At 68.7% G+C, this 23,666-nt stretch carries 23 protein-coding genes, 4 tRNA genes and 2 pseudogenes; 12 read left to right on the forward strand and 17 right to left on the reverse strand.

The features are described from left to right. Window positions 1-82: 82 nt before the first annotated feature. The 9 genes from G3I65_RS29605 to G3I65_RS29645 all read right to left on the reverse strand — a co-directional run bounded on the left by G3I65_RS29605 (window position 83) and on the right by G3I65_RS29645 (window position 9,326). Window positions 83-1,228, reverse strand: a complete 1,146-nt coding sequence (locus G3I65_RS29605) for a glycosyltransferase family 4 protein (protein WP_160699084.1) — start codon at window positions 1,226-1,228, stop codon at window positions 83-85. Window positions 1,229-1,246: 18 nt separating this feature from the next. After that, window positions 1,247-2,164, reverse strand: coding sequence for a phosphatidylinositol mannoside acyltransferase (locus G3I65_RS29610; RefSeq protein WP_160699013.1), 918 nt, complete (start codon window positions 2,162-2,164; stop codon window positions 1,247-1,249). Beyond that, complete coding sequence (gene pgsA / locus G3I65_RS29615; protein ID WP_125315198.1) at window positions 2,161-2,787, reverse strand: phosphatidylinositol phosphate synthase; 627 nt, start codon at window positions 2,785-2,787, stop codon at window positions 2,161-2,163. Before pgsA ends, G3I65_RS29610 begins: the two co-directional genes overlap by 4 nt. Window positions 2,788-2,876: 89 nt before the next feature. Next, a complete protein-coding gene (locus G3I65_RS29620) occupies window positions 2,877-3,398 on the reverse strand; it encodes a MarR family winged helix-turn-helix transcriptional regulator (protein ID WP_160699014.1) in 522 nt (173 codons plus the stop codon). A 63-nt stretch (window positions 3,399-3,461) separates the two neighbouring features. After that, window positions 3,462-4,004 carry an HIT domain-containing protein gene (locus G3I65_RS29625; protein ID WP_160699015.1) on the reverse strand — a complete coding sequence of 181 codons (543 nt, stop codon included), beginning with the start codon at window positions 4,002-4,004 and terminating at the stop codon, window positions 3,462-3,464. Then, a complete protein-coding gene (gene thrS, locus G3I65_RS29630) occupies window positions 4,001-6,028 on the reverse strand; it encodes a threonine--tRNA ligase (protein ID WP_160699016.1) in 2,028 nt (675 codons plus the stop codon). The genes G3I65_RS29625 and thrS overlap by 4 nt, the downstream gene beginning before the upstream one ends. A 132-nt stretch (window positions 6,029-6,160) precedes the next feature. Beyond that, window positions 6,161-6,775: a malonic semialdehyde reductase gene (locus G3I65_RS29635; RefSeq protein ID WP_160699017.1), complete on the reverse strand. Its 615-nt coding sequence runs from the start codon at window positions 6,773-6,775 to the stop codon at window positions 6,161-6,163. A 219-nt stretch (window positions 6,776-6,994) separates the two neighbouring features. Continuing rightward, window positions 6,995-8,521: a sugar transferase gene (locus G3I65_RS29640; RefSeq protein ID WP_163046776.1), complete on the reverse strand. Its 1,527-nt coding sequence runs from the start codon at window positions 8,519-8,521 to the stop codon at window positions 6,995-6,997. 733 nt (window positions 8,522-9,254) lie between these two features. Next, window positions 9,255-9,326 (reverse strand) — tRNA-Val (locus tag G3I65_RS29645). A 393-nt stretch (window positions 9,327-9,719) separates the two neighbouring features. Between G3I65_RS29645 and G3I65_RS29650 the strand changes: the two genes are divergently transcribed. The 4 genes from G3I65_RS29650 (at window position 9,720) to G3I65_RS29665 (ending at window position 10,500) form a co-directional block, all read left to right on the forward strand. Then, window positions 9,720-10,145, forward strand: coding sequence for an SsgA family sporulation/cell division regulator (locus G3I65_RS29650; RefSeq protein WP_033293569.1), 426 nt, complete (start codon window positions 9,720-9,722; stop codon window positions 10,143-10,145). Between the two features lie 112 nt (window positions 10,146-10,257). Beyond that, a tRNA-Gly gene (locus G3I65_RS29655) sits at window positions 10,258-10,330 on the forward strand. Between the two features lie 23 nt (window positions 10,331-10,353). Beyond that, a tRNA-Cys gene (locus G3I65_RS29660) sits at window positions 10,354-10,424 on the forward strand. Window position 10,425: 1 nt separating this feature from the next. Then, a tRNA-Val gene (locus G3I65_RS29665) sits at window positions 10,426-10,500 on the forward strand. A 49-nt stretch (window positions 10,501-10,549) separates the two neighbouring features. On the opposite strand, the gene G3I65_RS29670 is transcribed toward G3I65_RS29665, so the two are convergent. Both G3I65_RS29670 and G3I65_RS29675 read right to left on the reverse strand, forming a co-directional pair. Then, on the reverse strand, window positions 10,550-11,881 hold the full coding sequence (locus tag G3I65_RS29670) for a site-specific integrase (RefSeq protein ID WP_239071522.1): 1,332 nt from the start codon (window positions 11,879-11,881) through the stop codon (window positions 10,550-10,552). Between the two features lie 32 nt (window positions 11,882-11,913). Beyond that, on the reverse strand, window positions 11,914-12,267 hold the full coding sequence (locus tag G3I65_RS29675; protein ID WP_309235792.1) for a helix-turn-helix domain-containing protein: 354 nt from the start codon (window positions 12,265-12,267) through the stop codon (window positions 11,914-11,916). Between the two features lie 192 nt (window positions 12,268-12,459). On the opposite strand from G3I65_RS29675, the gene G3I65_RS29680 reads away from it, so the two are divergent. The 3 genes and pseudogenes from G3I65_RS29680 to G3I65_RS59110 form a co-directional block, all read left to right on the forward strand. Next, complete coding sequence (locus tag G3I65_RS29680; protein ID WP_160699018.1) at window positions 12,460-12,891, forward strand: Lsr2 family protein; 432 nt, start codon at window positions 12,460-12,462, stop codon at window positions 12,889-12,891. A 257-nt stretch (window positions 12,892-13,148) separates the two neighbouring features. Further along, window positions 13,149-16,841: a P-loop NTPase fold protein gene (locus G3I65_RS29685; RefSeq protein WP_160699019.1), complete on the forward strand. Its 3,693-nt coding sequence runs from the start codon at window positions 13,149-13,151 to the stop codon at window positions 16,839-16,841. Between the two features lie 66 nt (window positions 16,842-16,907). Then, window positions 16,908-17,111: pseudogene (locus tag G3I65_RS59110) on the forward strand (hypothetical protein); the annotation flags it as partial. 157 nt (window positions 17,112-17,268) lie between these two features. Here G3I65_RS59110 and G3I65_RS56580 read toward each other — a convergent pair. The 4 genes from G3I65_RS56580 to G3I65_RS29695 are packed head-to-tail and all read right to left on the reverse strand — an operon-like array spanning window position 17,269 to window position 18,883. Then, on the reverse strand, window positions 17,269-17,439 hold the full coding sequence (locus tag G3I65_RS56580; RefSeq protein WP_203612541.1) for a hypothetical protein: 171 nt from the start codon (window positions 17,437-17,439) through the stop codon (window positions 17,269-17,271). Then, a complete protein-coding gene (locus G3I65_RS59115; RefSeq protein ID WP_375336732.1) occupies window positions 17,439-17,855 on the reverse strand; it encodes an SDR family NAD(P)-dependent oxidoreductase in 417 nt (138 codons plus the stop codon). Before G3I65_RS59115 ends, G3I65_RS56580 begins: the two co-directional genes overlap by 1 nt. A 26-nt stretch (window positions 17,856-17,881) precedes the next feature. Beyond that, window positions 17,882-18,025 (reverse strand): KR domain-containing protein, encoded by a 144-nt coding sequence (locus G3I65_RS58360; RefSeq protein ID WP_203612542.1) that lies wholly within the window; start codon window positions 18,023-18,025, stop codon window positions 17,882-17,884. A gap of 15 nt (window positions 18,026-18,040) precedes the next feature. Then, window positions 18,041-18,883 (reverse strand): oxidoreductase, encoded by an 843-nt coding sequence (locus G3I65_RS29695; RefSeq protein ID WP_160699020.1) that lies wholly within the window; start codon window positions 18,881-18,883, stop codon window positions 18,041-18,043. A 208-nt stretch (window positions 18,884-19,091) separates the two neighbouring features. On the opposite strand from G3I65_RS29695, the gene G3I65_RS29700 reads away from it, so the two are divergent. The 4 genes and pseudogenes from G3I65_RS29700 to G3I65_RS29715 all read left to right on the forward strand — a co-directional run. Beyond that, window positions 19,092-19,823: an SDR family oxidoreductase gene (locus tag G3I65_RS29700; protein WP_160699021.1), complete on the forward strand. Its 732-nt coding sequence runs from the start codon at window positions 19,092-19,094 to the stop codon at window positions 19,821-19,823. A gap of 87 nt (window positions 19,824-19,910) precedes the next feature. Beyond that, the gene (locus G3I65_RS29705) at window positions 19,911-20,336 is read left to right on the forward strand and encodes a cupin domain-containing protein (RefSeq protein WP_160699022.1); all 426 of its coding nucleotides are present in this window, start codon (window positions 19,911-19,913) and stop codon (window positions 20,334-20,336) included. 52 nt (window positions 20,337-20,388) lie between these two features. After that, window positions 20,389-21,144 (forward strand): GNAT family N-acetyltransferase, encoded by a 756-nt coding sequence (locus G3I65_RS29710; RefSeq protein WP_160699023.1) that lies wholly within the window; start codon window positions 20,389-20,391, stop codon window positions 21,142-21,144. Further along, a pseudogene (locus tag G3I65_RS29715) lies at window positions 21,029-21,334 on the forward strand (hypothetical protein); the annotation flags it as partial. The gene G3I65_RS29710 and the pseudogene G3I65_RS29715, both read left to right, overlap by 116 nt. Window positions 21,335-21,453: 119 nt before the next feature. Here the strand turns inward: G3I65_RS29715 and G3I65_RS29720 are convergent. Both G3I65_RS29720 and G3I65_RS29725 read right to left on the reverse strand, forming a co-directional pair. Further along, window positions 21,454-22,203, reverse strand: a complete 750-nt coding sequence (locus G3I65_RS29720) for an SDR family NAD(P)-dependent oxidoreductase (RefSeq protein WP_163046777.1) — start codon at window positions 22,201-22,203, stop codon at window positions 21,454-21,456. A gap of 57 nt (window positions 22,204-22,260) precedes the next feature. Next, window positions 22,261-23,040 carry an SDR family NAD(P)-dependent oxidoreductase gene (locus G3I65_RS29725; protein ID WP_160699025.1) on the reverse strand — a complete coding sequence of 260 codons (780 nt, stop codon included), beginning with the start codon at window positions 23,038-23,040 and terminating at the stop codon, window positions 22,261-22,263. A 58-nt stretch (window positions 23,041-23,098) separates the two neighbouring features. On the opposite strand from G3I65_RS29725, the gene G3I65_RS58610 reads away from it, so the two are divergent. Next, window positions 23,099-23,659, forward strand: a complete 561-nt coding sequence (locus G3I65_RS58610) for a TetR/AcrR family transcriptional regulator (protein WP_166640748.1) — start codon at window positions 23,099-23,101, stop codon at window positions 23,657-23,659. Window positions 23,660-23,666: the final 7 nt, after the last annotated feature.

The following is a 23,666-nucleotide window of genomic DNA, read 5'->3' on the forward strand; positions in this document are numbered from 1 at the left end:
AGCCGGTTCGCCGTCGCCACCAGGAACAGCCCGCCGGCCACGACGACCAGCGCCAGCAGCGGCAGCAGCCACTCGAGCACGCTCACCGGGCGAGCTCCCCCTCCGGCGCCGCGACCCGACGCGGGTCGGCGGCGATCGCCGTCTCGTAGACCCGCAGCACCTGCGTGGCCACCACCGACCAGTCGAACACCGTCACGTGCTCCCCCGCCGCCGCGGCCAGCGACGCGCGGTGCGCCGGGTCGCCGAGCAGTTCGCGCAGCCCGTCCGCGAGCGCTTCGGGGTCGCCGGTCGTGGTCAGCATCCCGGCGTGGCCGTCGTCGAGCACCCGCCGGAACGAGTCGAGATCGCTGGCCAGCACCGCCGTGCCCGCCGCCATCGCCTCGGTCAGGATCATCCCGAAGCTCTCGCCGCCGGTGTTGGGCGCGCAGTAGACGTCGACGCTGCGCAGCGCCCGGGCCTTGACGACGTCGTCCGCCTGGCCGAGCAGCTCCAGGTGCGGTGCCAGCTCCGGCCCGGCGTCGCGGCGCAGCTGCTCGGCGTCCCCGCGGCCGACCACGACCAGCCGCAGGTCCTCGAACTCCGGCAGGATCCGGCGCAACGCCTCCAGCAGCACGCCCATCCCCTTGCGCGGCTCGCCGAAGCGGCCCACGAACCCGACCGTGCCGCCGGCCCGCGGGTAGCCCGGCAGCGATGTCGCCGAGGAGAAGAACTCGACGTCGACGCCGTTGGGGATCTCGACGGCGTCGCCGCCCGCGTGCTCGACCTGGACCCGGCGGGCGAGCGCGGACACCGCGATCCGCGCCGTGATCTTCTCCAGCAGCGGCCGCAGCACCGGCTGGAAGGCCGACAGCGTCCGCGAGCGCGTGGTCGCGGTGTGGAACGTCGCCACGATCGGGCCGTCGGCGATCAGCAGCGCCAGCAGCGACAGGCTCGGCGCGGCGGGCTCGTGCAGGTGCAGGACGTCGAAGTCGCCCTCGCGGATCCAGCGCCGCACCCGGGCGTAGGACACCGGGCCGAACTGCAGCCGCGCGACCGAGCCGTTGTACGGGATCCCGAGCGCCTTGCCCGCCGGGTGGACGAACTCCGGCAGGTCGGCGTCGTCGTCGGCGGGGGCGAGCACGGACACCCGGTGGCCGCGAGCGAGCAGCGCCTTCGTCAGGTCGATCACGTGGCCCTGGACCCCGCCGGGCACGTCGAACGAGTAGGGGCAGACGATCCCGATCCGCATCGGGCGCGCGGCCACGCCTCAGCTCGCTTCTTCGAGGCTGACCCGGTCGTCCGCCTCGAGGTCGGCCGGCCAGAACTTCTGCAGCATGTGCCAGTCGGCCGGGTGCGCGGCGATGTCGCCGGCGAAGATGTCGGCCAGCGCCTGGGTGGCGGCCGGGACCTCGGCACGCGCGGTGACGCGGATGCGCGGGTGCAGCCGGATCTGCCAGCCGTCCTCGGTGAACCAGCAGCCTGCCGGGATCAGCGCCGCGCCGGTCGTGGCGGCCAGCCGCGCCGGGCCGCCCGGGAAGCGGGCCTGCTCGCCGAAGAACTTGACCGGGATGCCGCTGGTGGTCAGGTCGCGGTCGCCGACCAGGCACACGGCCTTGTTCTCGCGCAGCCGCTTCAGCAGCACGCGCATCGCCGAGCTGTCCCCGGTCAGCGGCACGATCTCGAAGCCGAGCGACTCGCGGTACTCGACGAACCGGCGGTAGAGCGACTCGGGCTTGAGGCGTTCGGCGACGGTGGTGAACCCGCCGAGGTAGTCGGCCAGCCAGACGCCCGCGATGTCCCAGTTGCCGCTGTGCGGCAGCGCCATCACCGCGCCGTTGCCCTCGGCGAGCGCGGCGTCGAGGTTCTCCACGCCGGTGATGGAGGCCGCGACCTTGCCGCTGACGTCCTTCTGGTCCATCGACGGCAGCCGGAACGTCTCGTGCCAGTACCGGGCGTACGAGCGCATCGCGCGCCGGGTCAGCTCGTCGAGCTCCACCGGGTCGGCCTGCGGGACGACGCGGGCGAGGTTGGCGCGCAGCTGCCGCACGCCCCCGCCCTCGCGCTTGACGGCGAGGTCGGCGCCCAGGGAGAAGACCGTGCTGCCGAACCCGGCGGGCAGCCAGCCGGCCAGCCGCCACCCGGCCGCGTAGCCGAAGGCGCTCAACCGCTCCGACAGCTTGGTCATGCCGGCTGCTCCCCCGGGGCGGCTTCACGAGCCGCCTTCGCGACCGCGGCGAAGCGCTGGAGCAGCGTGATGACCGACAGCACGGCCAGCAGCCAGAGCGTCACGTCCACGGTGTACGGGATGCCGAAGCCGTGCAGGCCGGTGCCGACGAGGGCGATGATCAGCCGCTCGGCGCGTTCGACGAGCCCGCCGTCCACCGGCAGGCCGGAGGCGTCGGCGCGGGCCTTGACGTACGAGATGACCTGGGCGAGCACCAGGCACAGCAGGGCCGCGGCGGCGGCCGGGTGGTTGTCGTCGACGACGAAGCACCACCAGGCGATGGCGGCGAACAGCGCGCCGTCGACCAGCCGGTCGCAGGTCGCGTCGAGCACGGCGCCGAACGGGGTGCCGTAGCCGCGGGCGCGGGCCATGGCGCCGTCGAGCAGGTCGAGCATGGCGAAGCCCCACACCGTGAAGGTGCCCCAGAGCAGGTAGCCGTTCGGGAAGAAGGCCAGGGCGCAGGCGACGGCGCCGGCGGTGCCGAGCACGGTCATCGCGTTCGGGGTCAGCCCGACGCGGACCAGCGCCTGGCCGATCGGATCGGTGACGCGGGAAACGGAGGCACGCGCGAAGATATTGAGCATCGGTTCGTCAGAGGCACCTGGCTACGAGGGTCGGGTGGGCGAATGCAGCCTATCCACCCGGCTCGGCGAACCCGACGCGCCGCCCCGGCTCAGCGTGATTTCGAGAGCTCGCCCTCGTGCTCGCGCGCCTCTTCGGCGGCCTGCGCGGCGGCGCACTTCGGCGAGAGGCGCTGCCGGATCGCGGCGCTGATCTCCCCGAGCGCGGCGACCTGCTCCGGCGTCAGCGGGTCGAAGAGGCTTTCGCGGACGGCCTCGACGTGCCCGGGCGCGGCCGCTTCGAGCGCGGCGAAGCCGGCGTCGGTGAGGACGGCCCAGGCGCCGCGCTTGTCGGTCGGGCAGGCCTCCCGGCGCACCCAGCCGTTGGCCTCCAGCCGCGCGACGGCGTGGGAGAGCCGGCTGCGCGACGCCTGGCGGGCGTCGGCGAGTTCGCTCATCCGCAGCCGGCGGCCGGGCGCTTCGGAGAGGGAGACGAGGACTTCGTAGTAGGTGTGCGGCATGCCCGAGTCGTGCTGCAGCTGGCCCTCGAGGTGCGCGCTGAGCATGCGGGTGGCCGCGTTGAACTCACGCCAGACGCGCTGCTCGTCGTCGCTGAGCCATCGGGTTTCGGACATACCCCCAGCATACCCTCGGTTGAACACTCAATAAGGGTTTTTCCGGACGCGCTGAATTGACGCTCACCACGCGTCGGCGAGCAGGTCCCGCGTTTCGCCCAGCAATTGCGGCAGCACCTTCGTCTGCCCGATGATCGGCATGAAGTTCGCGTCGCCGCCCCACCGCGGCACCAGGTGCTGGTGCAGGTGCGCCGCGATGCCCGCGCCCGCGATCACGCCCTGGTTCAGGCCGATGTTGAACCCGTGCGCGCCCGACACCGCGCGGATCACCTTCATCGCGTGCTGGGTGAACTCGGCGACCTCGCGCGTCTCCTCGACCGTCAGCTCGGTGTAGTCCGCGACGTGCCGGTACGGCACCACCATCAGGTGCCCGGGGTTGTACGGGTACAGGTTCAGCACCGCGTACACGGTCTCGCCGCGCGCGACGATCAGCCCCGTTTTGTCGTCCAGGGAAGGGATGCGGCAGAACGGGCAGCCGGCGTCGCCGTCGCCGTCCGGCTTGTCCTGGCCCTTGATGTACGCCATCCGGTGCGGGGTCCAGAGGCGCTGGAACGCGTCCTGGACCCCGACGCCCTGCTGCTCGACGAGCTCGGGACCGTCACTCACCGAACGACCGTCTCCAGCGCCTCGGCCGACGGCGACGCGTTCTCGCGGCGCTCGACCCATTCCGCGATCGCGGCCACGGCCTTGTCGACCGGCACGCCGTTGATCTGGCCGCCGTCGCGGAAGCGGAACGACACCGCGCCCGCCTCGACGTCCTTCGCGCCGGCCAGCAGCATGAAGGGCACCTTCTGCGTGGTGTGCGTCCGGATCTTCTTCTGCATCCGGTCGTCGCTCGCGTCGACCTCGGCGCGGATGCCCTTGGCGCGCAACGCCTTCTCGATGGCCTGCAGGTGCTCGACCTGGTCGGCGGTGATCGGGATGCCGACCACCTGCACCGGCGCGAGCCACGCCGGGAACGCGCCCGCGTAGTGCTCGGTCAGCACGCCGAAGAACCGCTCGATCGAGCCGAACAGCGCGCGGTGGATCATGATCGGCCGCTGGCGCGAGCCGTCCGGCGCGGTGTACTCGAGCTCGAACCGCTTGTTCTGGTTGAAGTCCAGCTGGATGGTCGACATCTGCCAGGTGCGGCCGATGGCGTCCTTGGCCTGGACCGAGATCTTGGGGCCGTAGAAGGCCGCGCCGCCCGGGTCCGGGACCAGCTCGAGGCCGGAGTCGACGGCGGCCTGCCGCAGCGTCTCGGTGGCCTCCTCCCACTCCCAGTCCTCGCCGATGAACTTGTCGGAGTCACCGCGGGTGGACAGCTCGAGGTAGAAGTCGGAGAGGCCGTAGTCGGCGAGCAGGTCGAGGACGAACTTGAGCAGCGACTTGAGCTCGCCCGGCATCTGCTCCTTGGTGCAGTAGATGTGCGAGTCGTCCATCGTCAGCCCGCGCACGCGGGTGAGGCCGTGCACCACGCCCGACTTCTCGTAGCGGTACACCGTGCCGAACTCGAACAGTCGCAGCGGCAGCTCGCGGTAGGACCGCCCGCGCGAGCGGAAGATCAGGTTGTGCATCGGGCAGTTCATGGCCTTGAGGTAGTAGTTCTCCTCGTCGAACTGCACCGGCGGGAACATCGTGTCCGCGTAGTACGGCAGGTGGCCGGAGGTGTGGAACAGCTCGCCCTTGCTGATGTGCGGGGTGTTCACGAACTCGTAGCCGGCCTCTTCGTGGCGGCGGCGCGAGTAGTTCTCCAGCTCGCGGCGGATGATGCCGCCCTTGGGGTGGAACACCGGCAGGCCGGAGCCGATCTCCTCGGGGAAGGAGAACAGGTCCAGCTCGGCGCCGAGCTTGCGGTGGTCGCGGCGCTCGGCCTCGGCGATGCGCTCGAGGTGGGCGTCCTGCGCCTCGGTGGACTCCCACGCGGTGCCGTAGATGCGCTGCAGCTGCGGGTTCTTCTCGCTCCCCCGCCAGTACGCCGCGGCGACGCGGGTCAGCTTGAACGCGGGGATGAACTTCGTCGTCGGCACGTGCGGGCCGCGGCAGAGGTCACTCCAGACACGTTCCTTGGTGCGCGGGTCGAGATTGTCGTAGATGGTGAGCTCGCCCTCGCCCACCTCCATGACCTCCGAGGTGTCCACTTCGGACTTGAGGTCGACCAGTTCGAGCTTGAACGGCTCGTCCGCCAGTTCCTTCTTGGCCTCGTCGACGGAGTCGAAAACGCGCCGGGAGAACTGCTGGGCGCCCTTCACGATCTGCTTCATGCGCTTTTCGAGCGCCTGCAGGTCCTCCGGGGTGAACGGAGTGTCGACGGCGAAGTCGTAGTAGAAGCCGTCCTTCACCGGCGGGCCGATGCCGAGCTTGGCGTCCGGGAACTGCTGCTGGACGGCTTGGGCGAGCACGTGGGCCGCCGAATGGCGGATGACGCTGCGCCCGTCCTCGGTGTTCGCGGCGACCGGCTCGACCTCGGCGTCGGCCTCGGGTGCCCAGGCGAGGTCGCGCAGCTTCCCGTCGGCGTCGCGCACTACGACGATCGTGTCCTCGCCCTTGGTCGGCAGGCCGGCTTCGCGGACCGCCGCGCCCGCCGTAGTGCCCGCCGGTACCACCACACGGGAGGCGGCCACGGGGGAAACGGGGGGCGACTGGGACACGATCGGCTCCTCAAGCTGGAGTGACAAAGACGACGCCGTCGATGCTAGTCGGCGGCCCGTGCGCGCCTCACGCGCGTCCGGGAACGCGGAACGGGCCGCCCCCGGTTCCGGAGGCGGCCCGCGTCACCGACGTCAGAGGGTCTCGACGACCTGGTCGAAGTCGAGGCGCGGCAGGCGGTCGAACCACGGGTTCTCGCCCGGCTTGCCGACGTTCACCACGACCAGCGAGCGCCACTTCTTGCCGGCGAAGAACTCGTCGTCGACGCCCTGGGCGTCGAAGCCGGTCATCGGGCCGGCGGCCAGCCCGGCGGCGCGGACGCCGATGATGAAGTAGCCGACCTGGAGCAGCGAGTTGAGCTTGGCGAACTCGACGCGGCCCTGCTCGTCGGAGAAGTTGTCCTTGACCTGCGGGGCGTGCGGGAAGACCTGCGGGATGTTCTCGTGGAAGTCGACGTCCGCGGCGAGCACGACGGTCAGCGGCGCGGCTTCGGTCTTGTCCCGGTTGCCCGGCGCCATGTGCGGCAGCAGGCGGGCCTTCGCCTCGGCGGTCCGGAGCACCAGCGCGCGCAGCGGCTGGGTGTTCATCGACGTCGGGGCCCACTTGACGAGGTCGTAGATCGCGCGGACCTGCTCCTCGGTCACCGGCTCGGAGCTGAAACTGTTGGCCGTGCGGGCCTCGCGGAAGAGGAGGTTCTGAACGTCCGCGGGGACCTGGAGGCCTTCGGTCTGCTCGGCAAAGGTGGTCATGGGGCTGCGTTCCTTCCGTTGGTCGGTACTCCCGGTCCAACTGAGTTGAGCGTTGAACTATTTCACGCTCAACCAGTTGCCTGGATCACAGCCCTCGGACCACAGCGCCACTTTCATAGGGAAAGATGCATCGCCTCACATCGGTTTTACAACGGACACGGCCGCCGACCCCCTCCAGCGGGGTCGGCGGCCGTGGTGCGAAGCGCGCGGTCGGTCGGCTCAGTAGGCGCCCTGGCCGCCCATCACCGCGCGGAAGGTCTTCCAGAGGATCACCAGGTCCAGCGCCAGCGACCAGTCCTCGACGTAGCGCAGGTCGAGCCGGATGCTCTCGGCCCACGTCAGGTCGCTGCGGCCGCTGACCTGCCACAGGCCCGTGAGCCCCGGCTTCACGAGCAGGCGCCGGCGGGCGTCGGGCGCATACTGCGCCGTCTCCTCCGGCAGCGGCGGGCGCGGGCCGACGAGCGACATCTTCCCGGACACGACGTTGAACAGCTGGGGCACCTCGTCGAGCGAATACCGGCGCAGGAAACCACCCACACGGGTGATCCGCGGGTCGCGCTTCATCTTGAACAGCGGGCCCGCGCCCTCGTTGTCGGCGGCCAGGGTCTGCTTGATCTCGTCGGCGTTGGTGACCATCGTGCGGAACTTGAGCATGGTGAAGACGGCGCCGTCGCGGCCGACGCGGCGCTGGCGGTAGATCACCGGGCCGCGGTCGTTCAGCTTGATCGCGAGCGCGATCACCAGCAGCAGCGGCGAGAGCATCGTCAGCAGCAGGGCGGACCCGCAGCGGTCGACGATCTCCTTCACCACCCGGCGCCCGCCGGTGAACATCGGCGCCGTGACGCGCAGCAGGGGCATCCCGAGCACGCCGGTGACGTTGAGCCGCGGGCCGGCGACCTCCATCAGCACCGGCGCCACGACCATCTCGGCGCCGGTCCCCTCCATGTCCCAGGCCAGCCGCTGCAGCCGCTTCGGCGTCCAGTACTGGTCCGCGGTGATCGCCACGACCCGGTAGCCGCCGCGGCGCACGTGGCGGGACAGCTCCTCGAGCCTGCCCACGACCGGGACGCCGTCGATCTCGCCGCTGTCGCGCTCTTCGCCGTGGCCGCTGAAGGTGCAGGCGGCCTCGACGCGCCAGCCGACGTGCACTTCCGAGCGGGTGCGGGCGATCAGGTCGGCGACCGTTTCCGGGCTGCCCGCGGCCATCACCGGCAGCAGGCAGAGGCCCTTGGCGCGCTTGCGGTGCAGCACCTGGCGCAGCAGGTACCGCTGCGGGAACGCGACGAGCGCGATGGCGGGCACGACGACGAACACCCAGACCTGGACCTCGAGCGCGCCGAACAGCAGGCCGCCCAGCGCGACCAGGACGGCGGCGGTGAGGAAGCCGCGGCCCAGGGTGCGGTACTCCTCCGCGCCTTCGCCCAGCACGCGCGGGCTCCAGGCCCGGCTGACCGGCAGCGAGACGAACACGGCGAGAATGGTGCCGAAGGCGTGCATGTCGTGCGGGGCAACGCGATCGATGACGAACGCGCTGATCGCGATCACCAGCAGCGTGATGAACACGTCGCTGCCGATGACCCAGGCTCTGTATCTCGCTTCCCAGGCCGCGGGCAACGCCTTGGGGGACGGCGTCGCGGCCGGCTCCGTCAGATCCTCGTCCCGCTTGGCGGGACGCGGGATGGCCTGGAGGTCGATGTGCGGCGGTGGCTGGCTCACCGTGTACGAAGGCCGCACCGACTCTTCCATCTGACCTCCCGTGAACAGGATTCGGTTGATCTCACAGGCACGCTGCGTCACCCACGGTGATTTCGGAGAGTCATCACGACTCAGCTGTCGCGCAGTGCCCGGAGAGGCTTCACACGGCAAGGTATCGGCGACTCTCTCAGCATCGTTACAAGGATTTCCAGCCACATGCTGCGCGACTTCCCCGCCAAGAAATGGCCGCAAGATAACAAGATGATGACGATGGGTAATAGGGCGTATCCCCAGGAAAATTACAATCCGTAGCCAAAACGGGCGATGCCCGCACTCGGGTGGACCACGTGCCGCCGAACGGCCGAACGGACCCCGGAGATCTACTGTGGACACTCCGGGCGCGGCATGGTCCACAGTGGACCACGACGCCGCCGTGACGCCTTCGCGCCGGCGGCGCGCGAGCGGTCGGTGACGTTCGCCATCGGACCGTCACCCGCCCCGGTTTTTGTCGCACGTGCCCGCTCGCGCGTGCCGAGGATCACATGAGCCCTCCCACGGGGTCCCGTTCGACAGAAATCCGCCGCGGCGGCAAGTTGCGGAGGCAGGTTCGGCGACCCCTCCCGACGGGGGTACGAACCGCTCTCGTCAGCAAGTACGGCGGATCCGAACGGACCGTTCACTCCGGTTCGGGCCGGCGCCCGGAAAGGCGAGCCGACCTGGGGACGCGCGAAAACGCCGAAGGCCCCGGACGAGTGCGTCCGGGGCCTTCGGCGTCGAGCTTCGGTGGGCGATACTGGGATCGAACCAGTGACCTCTTCGGTGTGAACGAAGCGCTCTCCCGCTGAGCTAATCGCCCGCTCGCGGTGTTGCGGAAACTTTAGCGTACGACTTCCGGGCGCCTGCAAACGGGTGGTCCTCGCCGACCACACTCCGCTTACCGGCGAGTACGGAACGAACAACCCCGAGCTAGCCGGGGTTGTCCGGCCCGGGGGCCGCCCGACGCCACGTTCGACATCCGTGCGACGGTGCTATCGCCCGGCGACTAAACCGCGCAGTATGGAGGCGTGGGCCCCCGCGGGGCGCGCGGTCACACGCGCGCCGTTGGGGTGGTCACGGACGGCAGACGGGGGCCCATGAGCCCGGACGGGTGATCTGCGGCGCACCCGCGACGGAACAGGCCTCCCGATGCGTCCCACTTGGTGACGCCCTCGGCCGGGCCGGGCCGGGAAGGGAGACGAAGGGTAGGACGATGCGCAACGATCACGTGACGCTCCGCTCGACGGCGGTCTTCGACCTGCTGGCGCCGCGGACTCCCGCGGTTCCGGTCAAGGTGGAGCTGCGCTACGACACACGCGACCCGTACGCGGTCGTCGCCGCCTTCCGCACCGGCCGCGCCGGCTGGGTCGAGTGGGTGTACGCCCGCGACCTCCTCGCGGACGGCCTCCTGGCCGACGCGGGTGACGGGGACGTCCGCATCCGCCCGTCCGTCGAAGACCCCGAGTCCGTGCTGATCGAGCTGAACTCGCCGTCCGGGCACGCCATGTTCGAGGCGTCGGCCCAGGAGCTGGCGGACTTCCTCGACCGCACCTACGACGTCGTCCTCCCGGGCAACGAGCACCTGTGGGTCGACGTCGACGACGCCCTGACCCACCTCATCCCCCACGATCTGGCCTGATGACAGGCTTGCAACGGCGGAGTGACACCCCGGTGTCGCCGCCGTTTTCGGGGTCCGATATGGTTTTCACACACCACGGCGACGGGGGAACAACGACCCGGAGCTGCGGAGTGCGGATGTAGCGCAGCTGGTAGCGCATCACCTTGCCAAGGTGAGGGTCGCGGGTTCGAATCCCGTCATCCGCTCGGTAGGCTCTCGAGCCTGTCACGGTGGAGTGGCCGAGAGGCGAGGCAACGGCCTGCAAAGCCGTGTACACGGGTTCGAATCCCGTCTCCACCTCGCGCGATTAGCTCAGCGGGAGAGCGCTTCCCTGACACGGAAGAGGTCACTGGTTCAATCCCAGTATCGCGCACCACATGTTTTCGCAGGTCAGAAGCCCTGTCCCTCCCCGGAGGGGCAGGGCTTCAGTCGTCAGATGGCGATGAAATGGCGATGGGGCCCGGGCCGGGTTCCAGGCGCCGCCGGGACCGCAGGTGCGGGAACCACGACACCAGCTTCGCCCGCTCCCCCGGATACAGCGACGCCAGCGACCGCTGCCAGCGCTCCTCCAGGGCGTCCAGGATCTCGTTCACCATAGCCGGCGTCACGTGGTCGTAGACCCGGGCGATGCCCTTCATCTTCTGGCCCAGCCGCGCACGGCGTGCGACCTCCGGAATTCCGTCCTCGGTCAGCCATGTGGCGTGCGTGTGCCGGCCTTCGTGGAAGGTGAACATCGGCAGGATCGGCGGACGGCGCTCCCCTGCCCCGGACTCGTCGAGATCGACCCCGTCCCACGCCGGCCGCCAGAACCGGATCCGGAAGTTCGACCGCCGCCACGGGTGGCCTTCTGGCGTGCACAGCACGAAGGGCTCCCGGTGGCTGTCCATCAGTTCCTCGTAGAGCACCGCGATCCCCGGCGGCAGTGCCACGAATCGAGTGCCTGCTGGGGTTTTCGTGCGCCCCTTCTTCGGCCGGGCGTTCCCTCGCCGAGTCGGCGGACGGCTTTTGGCGCCCGAGTGATGATCATCACTCTTCCTGCCTCCTTTATAGACTTTCCCGCCGACCTCCTTCAGCGGCGTCCGGATCTCGATCCCGCGGCGTTCGGAGTCGTACTCGTGCCGCTGCTGCCCGACAAGTTCACCCCATCGGGCGCCGGTATAGACATCCATCAGGCACAGCACGAAACCCGACTTGCCCAACCCCATCTCGTAGAGCCGCATCGCCGCCCGCAACGCCTGCGCCGGCGTCGCCACCAGTCGCTCGGTGTCGTACTCGCCGTTGGACACCCGGACGCCGTTGCACGGGTTGGCCGGGATCATCCGCGCCCGCACCGCACCGTTGAGGATCGTGGAGAACAACGCGAAGTACGACAACACCGAGGACTCGGCATAGTCCTCGTGCAGGTCCGACAGCCAGCGCTCGATCTCGACGTACCCGTTGAAGATCGCGATCAGCGGCCACGCGCCCCACTGTGGCAACAGCTGCTTGTCCAGGAACGACCGGTACTTCGCGATCGTGTTCAGCTCCAGCCGCGGCTCCACCGCTGAGAGCCACTCCTCGGCGAAGTCGTCGAAGCGAGTCTCACCGTCTCGCGGGTCCAGCCACAGGTTCCGCCGGATCAGGGCTTCCTGCTCCAGACCCCAATCCTCGGCCGCCTTCTCCGTCGGGAACCCCGACTTGCTCCCCCACGTCCCGTCGGGACGCTTGTACCGGGCCCTCCACTCGCCGGTCCCGGGCTCTTCCTGGCCGTAGGCCATCCTGTACTCCTTCTTTTGTTGCTCCGCCCGCATCACGCGGCGCGGAAGTCCTCAGCCAGCTCCGCCAGCGGAACCCGCCGCCGTCGCGGCTTCACCGGGGTCGCGCTCAGCCGCACGATCTCGGCGACGTCGCCGCGGGTGAACCGGTAGTGCTTGCCGAACCGGTGATGCGGTATCGCCCCCGACGCGGCCTGGTCCTTCAACGTCCTCGGCGACAGCTGCAGCAACTCCCCCACCTGCTCCGCGGTCAGCAACGCGTCCGGATCAACCGGAGGTTCCGGCGCAGCCGACCGGACCGCCTCGGCGAGTTCGCGGATCGCCGCAGCAACGCCCTCGATGTGCTGCAACTCAACTCGATTCCCATCACTTTTCTCCTCTTTCAGCACTCAAACGACTCGAAATCCGAGGGAAGTGTTCGCCGCCGCACACAACCATCCATGCCGACATGGACACGATCAGTCAACTGCTCCTCGAAAGAAATATGAAGAACCTCGTCATCCGTCATACCCGCCGATCGCACAGGATCGCACGACGCTACTATTCGACAGTTCCAAAAGACCGCAGAAAGGATGCCTGCAATGGCCAAACAGATCTCTATCGAGATATCCGACGACACGGACGGCAGCCGCGCCGACCAGACCGTCCCGTTCGGACTCGACGGAGTAACCTTCGAGATCGACCTCTCCAACGCGAACGCCAGCGCGCTACGCACGGCAATGGAGCCATACTTGAAAGCCGCTCGCCGCACCGGCGGTCGCCGCATCAAGGTTGCCGTTGGCCAGTCACCCGACAGCAACAAGACCGATACGGACGCAACCCCCGAGTACACCGCCACCCACGAGATGCGCGCATGGGCTCGGTATAACGGGCATGACGTAGCCGATCGAGGACGGATTCCAGCCTCGATCGTCGAGGCGTACAAGGCCTCGCACAAGGCGAGCAAATTGGGCAACGATGGAAAAGTTCGCCCAGCTTCGAAGTCGTGGCCAACATCCAAGCGACGCAAATAGCACACGCTTGACCGCGGAAGAGCTCAAGACGACCTGGTCTCGACTTTCCTAACAGACGACAAGCCATCAGCGGAACCTCCAGAAGCTATCTCGTGCTCGACGCGGCATGCCCCTAACTCCGGCTGTTCGCCAGCTTGGAGACAAGCTGTGACCGCGCGCAGCGCCGAACACTGCTGCAGAGTCGCGCCGGTGCTGACTCGTGCTCGTCGGGCGCATGCAGCCGTTACGTTCTGCCCAAAGACAGCGACTCCCTTCACATGGCGGACAACGAACCCTTCGCACGGCACTTGTGGCCCTTCTTCGCGATGGCAGCGACGCCGGACGGCAGCTGGCTCGCAACCGGGGGCGGCGACCGCACGCTCCGGCGTTGGGATTCCATCAAGCAGCGTGCCATCGGCGGGCCGATCAACGCCGACACGCGCTGGGTGCTCGCCGTGGCCGTCACCCCCGACGGCCGGCAGATCGTCACCGGTGGCGGCGACGGCGTCGTTCGCATCTGGGACGTCGAGACTTGCCAGCTCATCCGATCGTTCAGCACCAGCACCAACACCAGACTGATCTGGACGATCACTATCAGCGCCGACGGCACCCACGTCTTCGCAGGTGGAGATGACGGCAAGCTGAGGCAGTGGGACTTGACCGACGGCCGATTGCTCAACACGTTCCCGTATCCGGGCTCGGTGCGGGCCATGTGCGTATCGCCGGCGACCGATCAAATCGTCTGGGCGGGCACAGACAGCTCCATTCAGCGGGCCTCGCCGGAGGGGATTTTCAAAGATCCGCTCATCGGCCACACCGGCTGGGTACACGCCTTGGCCTTGACGCCGGACGGCACCCGACTCGTCAGCGGAGGTGGTGACGGCACGATCCGGCAGTGGGATCTGCGAAGCGGGCTCGCTATCGGCGAACCCATTCGCGCCCACGAAGGCGCCGTGTTCACAGTCGTCGTCACATCGGACGGGAACTACATCATCAGCGGTGGCGATGACGGGACCGTCCGACGCTGGGAGCTGGCTGGCGGTACCGCTGTGGGCAGTCCACACCGCGGCCACACGGACTGGGTTCGCGCCATCCAGGCCAGCTCGGATGGCACCCGCGTGTTCAGCTGCAGCAACGACGGCACCATCGGCCGATGGACCTTCAGTCGCACGGCGGTGCGCACCGAAGCGTTCCGCGGGCCTGCCGTGGCAGTCAACGCCCTCGCTGTCGACTCCGTGCGGAACGAGCTGATCAGCGCGAGTATCGACGGATCCATCCGCCGCTGGCACAGCAGGACTGGGAGAGCGCTCGGGCGATTTCGAGCGCCGGACGGCTGGGTCAACGCCATCGCGCTGTCGCCCGACGGTAACCAGCTCGTCCGCGTCGGCGAAGACGGCCCGATCGTCCGATGGGACCTGAATACCGGCCAGTACTCCGGCGAACCGCTGACCGGACACACCGGCGGAGTCCGCGCGGTGACGTTCACACCGGACAGCCAGTGGATCATCACCGCTGGCGCGGACGGCACTGTACGCCGCTGGAACCGGGATACCGGGCAACCGGTCGGCGAACCGCTCACTGGGCACCGGGGTGAGGTGAACGCCGTTTGCGTCACCCCGGACGGAGCTCAGATCATCACGGCGGGCAGTAAAGACGGCCGTCTGCTTCGATGGGACACCCAGACCGGTGAACGAGTCGGCGAGGCGATCAGCGCGCACCGGTACGCCGCGTTGACGGTGTCGGTCGATCCAGCCGGGAAACGGATCGTCAGCGGCGGAAGTGACGGCCGTGTCCGGGTCTGGGATGCCGCGACCGGACAGCCGATGACATCGCCGAGCCAACGCCACAACGGGTCGGTGACCGTTGTGCGGTTCACACCGGATGGGCGCAGCATCGTCAGCGGCGCAACCGATCAGCTCATCCGCGAATGGGACAGCGAGACCGGCGAGCCGGTCGGCGAACCCTTCGGCAGCCACGAAGGCACGATCACTTCACTGGCGTTCCTGGACGACGACGGCACCGTGCTGTTCTCCGGATCCGCGGACGGAACAGTACGCAGATGGGCCCACGAGTCCCGCACGCAGCTGTCCGCTGACGCAGCGAGCCCACCGATGGTCCGGGAGGTGCTCGCCGACGTTCAGAGCGACCTCGAAAGCAGCGAAGACCGACTCGACATCGGCGGCGACGTCCGGCTGATCGGCGCGATGCTGGCGGCGACGACGGTACGTCCGCCGTTGTCGATCGCGGTGCTCGGTGACTGGGGCTCCGGGAAGTCGACCTTCATGTTGCAGCTACGGGAATGGCTCGCGGAAGCAGCACGACGCTCCAGTGAGTCGCCGGACAGCACGTTCGTATCGAACATCAAGCAGGTGACGTTCAACGCGTGGCACTACAGCGACGATCACCTGTGGGTCGGGCTCGTCGAGCACATGTTCCGCGAGCTCGCCGCGAACAAGATCACCACTGACGACGCGACCGCCGAGCAGGTCGCGAAGTTGAAGACGACCCTCTCCACACGGAAAACGGATCGAGACCGGCTAACCGCCGACCTCGACGCGATCGATCGCATCGAAGCCGACCGCGGCTGGTTCGCCGCCGCCCGGGCACCCCTGCGCAGCGTCAAGGTGGCGAAAGCCGCGGTGATCAGCGGCGGACGAGAGCTGTTCAGCCGTCGAGGCTGGCCCTACCTGCTCCTCACGCTGGTCGGTATCGCCGGCATCGTGGTGGCCACTTCGTTCGGGCAAGCTCAGCTGACGTGGATCGGCATCACGGTCGGCGCCCTCGCACCCGTAGCCGCCGCGTGGCGCACCCTGCGCGAATCCACCGAGAATGTTCGCAACCAACTGCTGCGACGCAAGGACGAGCTGGACGCCGACATCAGGAAGGCCGACGACGCACTCGCACGCGTCGAACCGGCGCACCGGCTCCACCGCCTGCTCGCCGAGATCAGCACCGCCGAGCGATACGAAAGCTTCCGCGGTCTCACCGGACGCATCCACCACGACCTACGACGGCTGAGCGAAGACCTCGCGACCGCGCGCACCGCCTGGTCCGACGACGGCGGACAAGGGAAGCCACCACTTCAGCGCATCGTCCTCTACGTCGACGACCTCGACCGCTGCACACCCCAACGCGTCGCCGACGTCCTCCAGGCCATGAATCTCCTCCTCACCATGGACCTGTTCATGGTCGTCGTGGCGGTCGATCCGCGATGGCTTTTGAAGGCGCTCGGCCGGCACCACCGCGGCCTGCTGTGCGATGCGGTCACACCGCTGGACTACCTGGACAAGATCTTCCACATCCCGTTCGCCCTCCGCCCAATGGGTACCAAGGCCGCTGACTACCTGAGATCGATGCTGCCCGTTGCCGACGAGACCCAACCGGCCGCACCGGACCAGGTCACCGACGAGCTTGCCGCCACGCAAGAGAACACCGACACCACGGCACCGCGTCAGGCGGAAGTCGAGCACGCCGTCCCGACTCCGGTGGCGGCGGAGCCCCGCATGACGACCCGCTCACCCAAAGATGTCGACCTCGCACCGGAAGGCATGCGGATCCAACAGTTCGAACAGGACTTCCTCGCCGACCTCGTCTGGCTGCTCCCGACCCCGCGGGCAACGAAGAAGCTCGCCAACCTCTACCGCCTGGTAAGGCTGTCCGTCCCACCCGAACACCTCGAGTACTTCCTGATCAGAGAGGAGTACCAAGCCGCCGCATTGCTGCTGGCCGCCCTCGTCAGCGATCCGCAAGGCGCCCGCGAACTGCTGGTCAAGCTCGCCGACGCGAGCGGCCAGGACATCACCGACGCCCTGACCGACGACGGACTTCCACTCCGCTTGTCCAAGCTGATCAAAGCACAACGCGTCCAAGGGAGAACGGTTCACGGCGAGGTCGGCACCTACCGGAGATGGGCGACCGCAGTAGCGCGGTACGGGTTCGAGACCTACGACCTTTTCGTCATGACCTTTTGAAACGGCGATCTCCACGGCGTCGACGTAGGTGAAGGTGGCCTGCTCTGAAGCAGCACAGGTCGGGATGGCCTGAAGTTCGCCACCGACCTGCAGTTGGTCGCGCCGGACCTGCCGCCGTTCGACGTTCCGGCCGGGCATGACGAGATGTCGTATCTGGCCGAGCTAACCTGGGCCGGCGCCGCCACCCGCTACGGCTCGCGGGAGGAGAACCCGCGGGCGTACGCGCAGCTGACCCACGAGCTGGACGTGATCAAGCAACTGGACTTCCCTTCACCCCGACGATTCCGTCGACGTACCGGTGCAGCGCCACCGGCACCGGCGCCTCACCGAATCGCGCGCCGCGGACGGCTTCCTCGATCCCGTCCAAGCGGGCGCCGCAGACCGCGGCCAGCAGTTCGTTCCTCCCAGCGAACCGCCAAACCGAGGCTCAGAGGACGGCTTTGTCGGCGCTGCCAGGAAAGTCGGTGCTGAACGCGACGTCCCTGCCCGCATCGAACTCCGTCCGGAGCAGGTCGAGCTTCACACCGATCCGGCGGTAGGCGTCGCTGCCCAGAACCACCCAGTGCCTTGACCGCCCGGAGACGACCTCGTCGTACATCACTTCGGCGGCGCGGGCGGGGTCTTCCGGCGCGCCGATCGAAGACTACGCGGCGACCGCAGGCGTGTTCCGGAAGATGATGAGCGGTCTGACGCCGGACATGTTCCCCGGTGAGCCTTGGTGCGGTGCTCGATACCGGTGCGGAAGGAGCCGGGCTGGACGATCAGGGCCCGGAGGCCGAGCGGCTCGATCTCCTGCCACAACGCCTCGGTGAACCCTTCCAGCGCGAACTTGCCCGCGGAGTAGTATCCGTTGGCCGGCAGGCCGGCCAGACCGTCCATCGAAGACACGTTGACGATGGTTCCCCGCTGCCGCATGCCCGGCAGGACGAGCCGGGTGAGGGCCACTGCGCCGAAGAAGTTGACTTCGAACTGGCGCCGGTAGTCGCTCTCCTCCTGCTCTTCGAGCGCACCGATGAAGTCGACGGCGGCGTTGTGTCCGTCTAGCGCGAAGCCAGCTCGCTCGTGGCGTCGATACTGGAGGCCGTGACGACTGCGCGGTCACCCTGCGCGAGGACGTGGTCGGCCAGTGCTCGCCCGAGTCCGCTCGAAGCTCCGGTGATCAGCCAGGTTCCGGTGTCGTCCACGGTGAATCCTCCGGTTCAGCGTTCGGTGCGGGGGAAGTCGGCCGAACGGCTGACCTCGGCCCACTGCTCGGTCTCGGCCGCGCGTTCTTCGGCGGCCTTGCGGGCGGCCTCGACGGCGTCGCCGCCGAGGATGAGCCGCCGGGGCGGCTGCTCGGCGCCGACGACGTCGATGACGGCCTTCGCACCGCGAGCCGGGTCGCCCGGCTGGTTGCCGTCGTGGGCGTCCCGGTAGCGGTGGATGGCACCGACCGTCTCCTCGTAGTCCGGCCCCACGGCGTGCCGGGTCATCGAGGCGCCCTGCCAGTCGGTCCGGAACGCCCCGGGCTCGACGATGATCACCTTCACGCCGAAGGGAGCCGTCTCGCTGGCGAGCACCTCGGAAAAGCCCTCCACCGCGAACTTCGCGGTCTGGTACGCACCCATCCCGGGGGTGCCGCCGACGCGGCCGCCGATCGAGGAGAACTGCACGAAGGTCCCGGACCGCTGCGCCCGGAAGAGCGGCAGCGCGGCCCGCGTCACGTTCACGACGCCGAAGAGGTTGGTCTCAATCTGCCGGCGGAAATCGTCCTCGGCCACCTCCTCGATCGCCGCACTGTTCGCGTAGCCGGCGTTGTTGACGACCACGTCGAGCCGGCCGAAGCCGGTGGCAGCCTCCTTGACCGCGCGGACGGCGGCCTCTGGGTCGGTGACGTCGAGGGCGACCGGGCGGATCCGCGTGCCGTAACGGGCCACGAGGTCGTCCAGCTGCTCGGGCCGCCGCGCCGTGGCAAGGACGGAGTCTCCCGCGTCCAGTACCGCTTCGGTGAGACAGCGCCCGAATCCGCGGGACGCTCCGGTGATCAACCAGACTCTACTCATGCGAGAGCTCCTTCTCCGTTTAAGTGCATCACTACTGTAGCACTTAGACGCCGTTTCGATCTCCTAGTGCCTCATTGACGTGACTCGGACGAGGGCGACTTACACACGCAGCGTCACCTGACGCTCGCGAGCACGGTTCCGGCGGTCCTACCGTCCGGGACAGGCACCGCACCTCAGGCGGCGCTTCTCATCCCCCGAGACAGGAACAATGCCCACCGAAAAGATCACCCTCGTCACCGGTGCCAACAAGGGCCTCGGCCTGGCCACCGCACGGCAGCTGGCCGAGCGCGGCCACACCGTCCTCCTCGGCAGCCGCGACGCCGAACGCGGCGCTCGTGCGGCGACGCAGCTCGCCGAGGCGGGAGTCACCGTGCAGCCACTCCGGATCGACGTCACCGACAACGACTCCGTCCGGGAGGCGGCCGAGTCGATCGACCGCGAGTACGGCCGCCTCGACGTCCTGGTGAACAACGCCGGCGTGCTGATCCGCAACCCTGCCCCCGAAGTCACGGCGGAGGCGATGCGCCCGGAGTTCGAGACCAACGTGTTCGGGCTGGTCCGCGTGACCCACACGCTGCTGCCGCTGCTGCGGAAGTCGCGTGCGGCCCGAATCGTCAACGTCGCCAGCGACTCCGCGATGTTCAGCAAGACCGGGGAGCCGGGCACGATGTTCGCGCGCTCACACGAATCCTTCGCCTACTCCGCGACAAAGGCCGCGGTGAACATGCTGACCGTCAAGTACGCCAACGCTTTTCTCGACGATCCGGAGCTGGCGCACATCCAAGTCAACTCGGTGACGCCGGGCTACACCGCGACCGACCTCAACGGCTTCAGCGGCGTCCGCACGGTGGACGAAGGCGCCGGCGCATCGGTCTACTGGGCAACCGAAGGCGCCGGTACGGGCGGCTTCTACGACGACGAAGGCCGGCTGCCGTGGTGACCGGAACTGTTCCACCGACGATCGCCGCCGTCGCGCTGCTGAAGCGGCGCACATCAACTGCTCATCACCACGATCGAGGTTTGCCTCATGGACCGGAAGCCCCTCGCCCTGATCACCGCTTGCCTGGCACTCACCGCGCTCCCCGGCACGGCTGACGCCACGCCCGGCCGCGGCGTTTCGGCGGTCACGCTGTTCGACCACGTCGTCGGGGACACCGACTACGTGCTCAAGGAAATCACCCTGGCGCCGGGCGGCAGCACCGGCTGGCACTACCACCCCGGCCAGGTCACCGGCTACGTCAAGCAGGGCGTGCTCAGCCACGACGACGCCACCTGCGAGAGCGATGGCGTCTACCACACCGGTCAGGTGATCTCCGAAGCGAGCGGCCCCGGCTACGTCCACATCGGACGCAATCTGGGCACGACACCTGTCGTGCTCGAAGTGCTCTACCGCAGCCCGGCCGGGCAGCCGCTGGCCGTGGACCAGGCCAACCCGGGGTGTTCCTACGAATGACGCCAGCGGCTGTTCAACCTACTGTCAGCATCGGGCTCGGAGACTCGACGACATGACCCAGCACCTGACCGACCGGGCCGCACGGGCCTGGATCACGACGATGGCCCTGTTCGCCGAAACCCAGCCAAGCGGCTTCCACCGCGACGGTCCGGCCGGCACCGCCGAACTGGTCACCGGCGCGCCGATGCCCCTGCTGAACGGGATCATCAGCACCGCCGCCGAACCGGACGCCGACGAGATCGCCGAGTTCGCCGGGTCACCACGGCTGACATCCGTGGCATGGAGCCTCCAGGTCCGCGGCGGGCGAGTCGACGACCGGATCGCCGCGACCGCCGCGGCCCACGACCTGGGGCAGCGGACGCTGCTGCCCTTCATGCTGAAGGACCTCGAGTCAGCCGTCGAACCCGAAGCGATCGCGGTCCGTGAAGTATCCAGTGTGGACAGTGCGCTGTACCGCACCACGATGGCCGCCGGGTACGAGGGACCGGCCGAGCTCTTCTCGGTCTTCGCCGCGCCGTCCGTACTGGACCACCTCGCCATGCACGGCTACGTCGCCGAAATCGACGGCACCGGCGTCGCGACGTCCTTCGGCGTTCTGGTCGACGACATGGTGGGAGTGTTCAACATCGCCGTACCCCCGCCATTCCGCCGCCGCGGCTACGGCCGGGCCGCGACGGCCGCCGTGCTCCGCGATGCGTACGCACTCGGCGCACGGACCGCGTTCCTGCACGCCAGCCCGCTGGGGGTCCCCCTCTACGAAGCGATGGGGTTCGTCCACGCGGAGAACTGGTCGTTGTTCACCAGGTGAGCCGGCTCCCGCCCGATCTCCCACCGAATCGCCCTCGAGAGAAGTGACGACATGGTGGCCGAGGTCGACACGTGAAGACGCCGCGAACGCGATCGCACGGGTGTCCTACACCCTCGATCTCGACGACTGCGGCGACGGCGACCTGGTGATCGAGGCCGCCGCCGAAGGCGAGGGTGTGAAGACCGAGGTGTTCCCGTCCCTGCTCGCCTCCGGCGACACGACCGAGCGTACCGTCCGGTGCACGGACGCGGCTCTTACGACTACCGCCACGATGCTTGACCGACCGGCTTCCCGACCCGTTGTTCCCGCTCAGGCGATGGCGAGCCCACCGTCCACCGGCAGCACACTGCCGTGTACGAATGCTCCGGCACGGGACGCCAGGAAGACCGCGGCACCGATGAGGTCGAGATCCGCGCCGGGTCGCGTGAGCGACAGCCTGCCGAGCATCTCGGCCATCCGCCCGGACGTCATTTCCGTCTCGAAGGGTCCCGGCGCGATCGCGTTGACGGTGATCGACTCCGGGCCCAGCGCCAGTGCCAGGTGCCGGGTGAGCGTGTGTACCGCGGCCTTGGTCGTCGAGTACGCGAATCCGCGCCCCGACGGCTTCAACCCGACCACCGAGCCGATGTTGACGATCCGCGCCGGGTCGGCCGGGGAGGCGGCTTCCCGCAGTTTCGGGAGAAGCCGTTGCACCAAACCGAACACGGGCTTGACGTTGATCGCGAACAGCTCGTCGAAGGCGGACTCGGGGTAGGTGTCCACTTCGCCACGAACGTTGGCGCCGGCGTTGTTGACCAGGACGTGCACCGCCGGTTCGGCGGACAACGCTTCCGCGACCTCGTCCATCCCACCTGTCGTCGACAGATCGGCCGGCACGGCGGTGCAATTGCCCCGCTCCCCCAGGCGGTCGGCGGTGGCGGTCAGTGTTTCCGCCGAGCGGCCGACGATGTAGACCTTCGCCTGCCGCTCGACGAAACCGCGGGCGATCATCTCGCCAAGACCCCGGCCACCACCGGTGACCACCACGACCTTGTCCCGGACCGAGAACAGCTCGTCCACCGACGCCACCTTCATCATGCTCCTATCATTATCCTTTAAAAGCGCGATGTCCAGACATCACTGAACCGAGCGAATCGTTCCCCCGTCCACGCGCAGCGTCGCACCGCTGACGTAGTCGGCGTACGGGCTGGCCAGGTACGCGACCGCGCCCGCGATTTCCCCGGGCCGGCCGAACCGGCCGACGTCGTTGGGCACGAAGTCCTCGGCCGCATTGCGCTCGATCTCGACCCAGTCCGCACCCCAGCCGCGCTCCGGCGCCATCTCGGTCAACAGGCGCTGCACCGAGTCGACGAGGATCGCCCCCGGCGCGACGACGTTCGACGTCACCCCGGTGCCCTTCAGGTCGCGGGCCAGCGACACCGCGAGGTTGTGACGTGCGGCCAGCGTCGCGTTGTAGTGGGGCTGCATGGCCATCGGCTGACCGCTCAGGCCGCCGCCGATCTGAATGACCCGACCCCAGCCGCGGGCCCGCATGCCCGGCACGAACCGGTGGATCATGCGCACGCCGGACACCACATTGACGTCGTAGGTGCGCAGCCAGACCTCGGGCGTCGAGTCCGCCCAGCCGAGGTGGTCGTACGCCCCAGCGTTGTTGACCAGCACGTCGACGTCACCGGCCACGGCCGCCACCGCGTCGGCACCCTCGTCGGTGGCAAGGTCACCCACGGCCACCGCCTGGGCGCCGACCTTCTCCGCGACCGCGCGGGTCCGGGCTTCGTCGCGCCCGTGGACGACGACGTCGGCGCCTTCCTTTGCGAGCAGCAGGGCGATCGCTTCACCGAGACCCGAGCTCGAGCCCGTGACCAGCGCGCGCCGACCGGTCAACTGCAGATCCATTGTGTCGTTCTCCTCATGTATACGAGCGTAGACTTACTCGTAGTCTACACTCGTATACATGACTGAGCCACGCCGCCGCGACGCCGCCGCCACCCGAGAGGCCATCCTGCGCGCGGGCATCGAAGCCTTCACCCGCGCGGGGTACGACGGCGTCGGCGTCCGGGAGATCGCCCAAGCGGCCGGGGTTACCGCGATGCTCGTGAACCGCTACTTCGGTTCCAAGGAAGGCCTGTTCACGGAGGTGGTCGAGGTGTCGCTGACCGAGCGGACCGTGCTGGGCGCCGACCCGGCGACGCTGGCCCGCGACGCCGCCGCGACGCTCGTGCGCCGCACCGCACCCGACGCCGGCGACCTGGACCCGTTCCTGCTCGTCCTGCGGTCCGCCCCCAATCCCCGGGCCGCGGAGATCCTGCGCGCCGGGATCGAAACGCACGTCGAGCGGCACCTGTACGACGTCGTCCCGGGCACCCGCGGCACCGAGCGGGCGGCGATGGCGCTGGCGGTGATCAACGGATTCTGGCTGATGCGCAAGGTGATCGGCAGCACGGCGCTCAACGAAGCGGACGAAGAGACGCTGCGGAACACGCTCGAAACCCTGTTCCGGGTGCTGATCGACTGAGGCGGCC

Origin of the sequence: Amycolatopsis sp. SID8362 (assembly GCF_010550475.1) — a bacterium.
Classification (GTDB): Bacteria; Actinomycetota; Actinomycetes; order Mycobacteriales; family Pseudonocardiaceae; genus Amycolatopsis; species Amycolatopsis eburnea.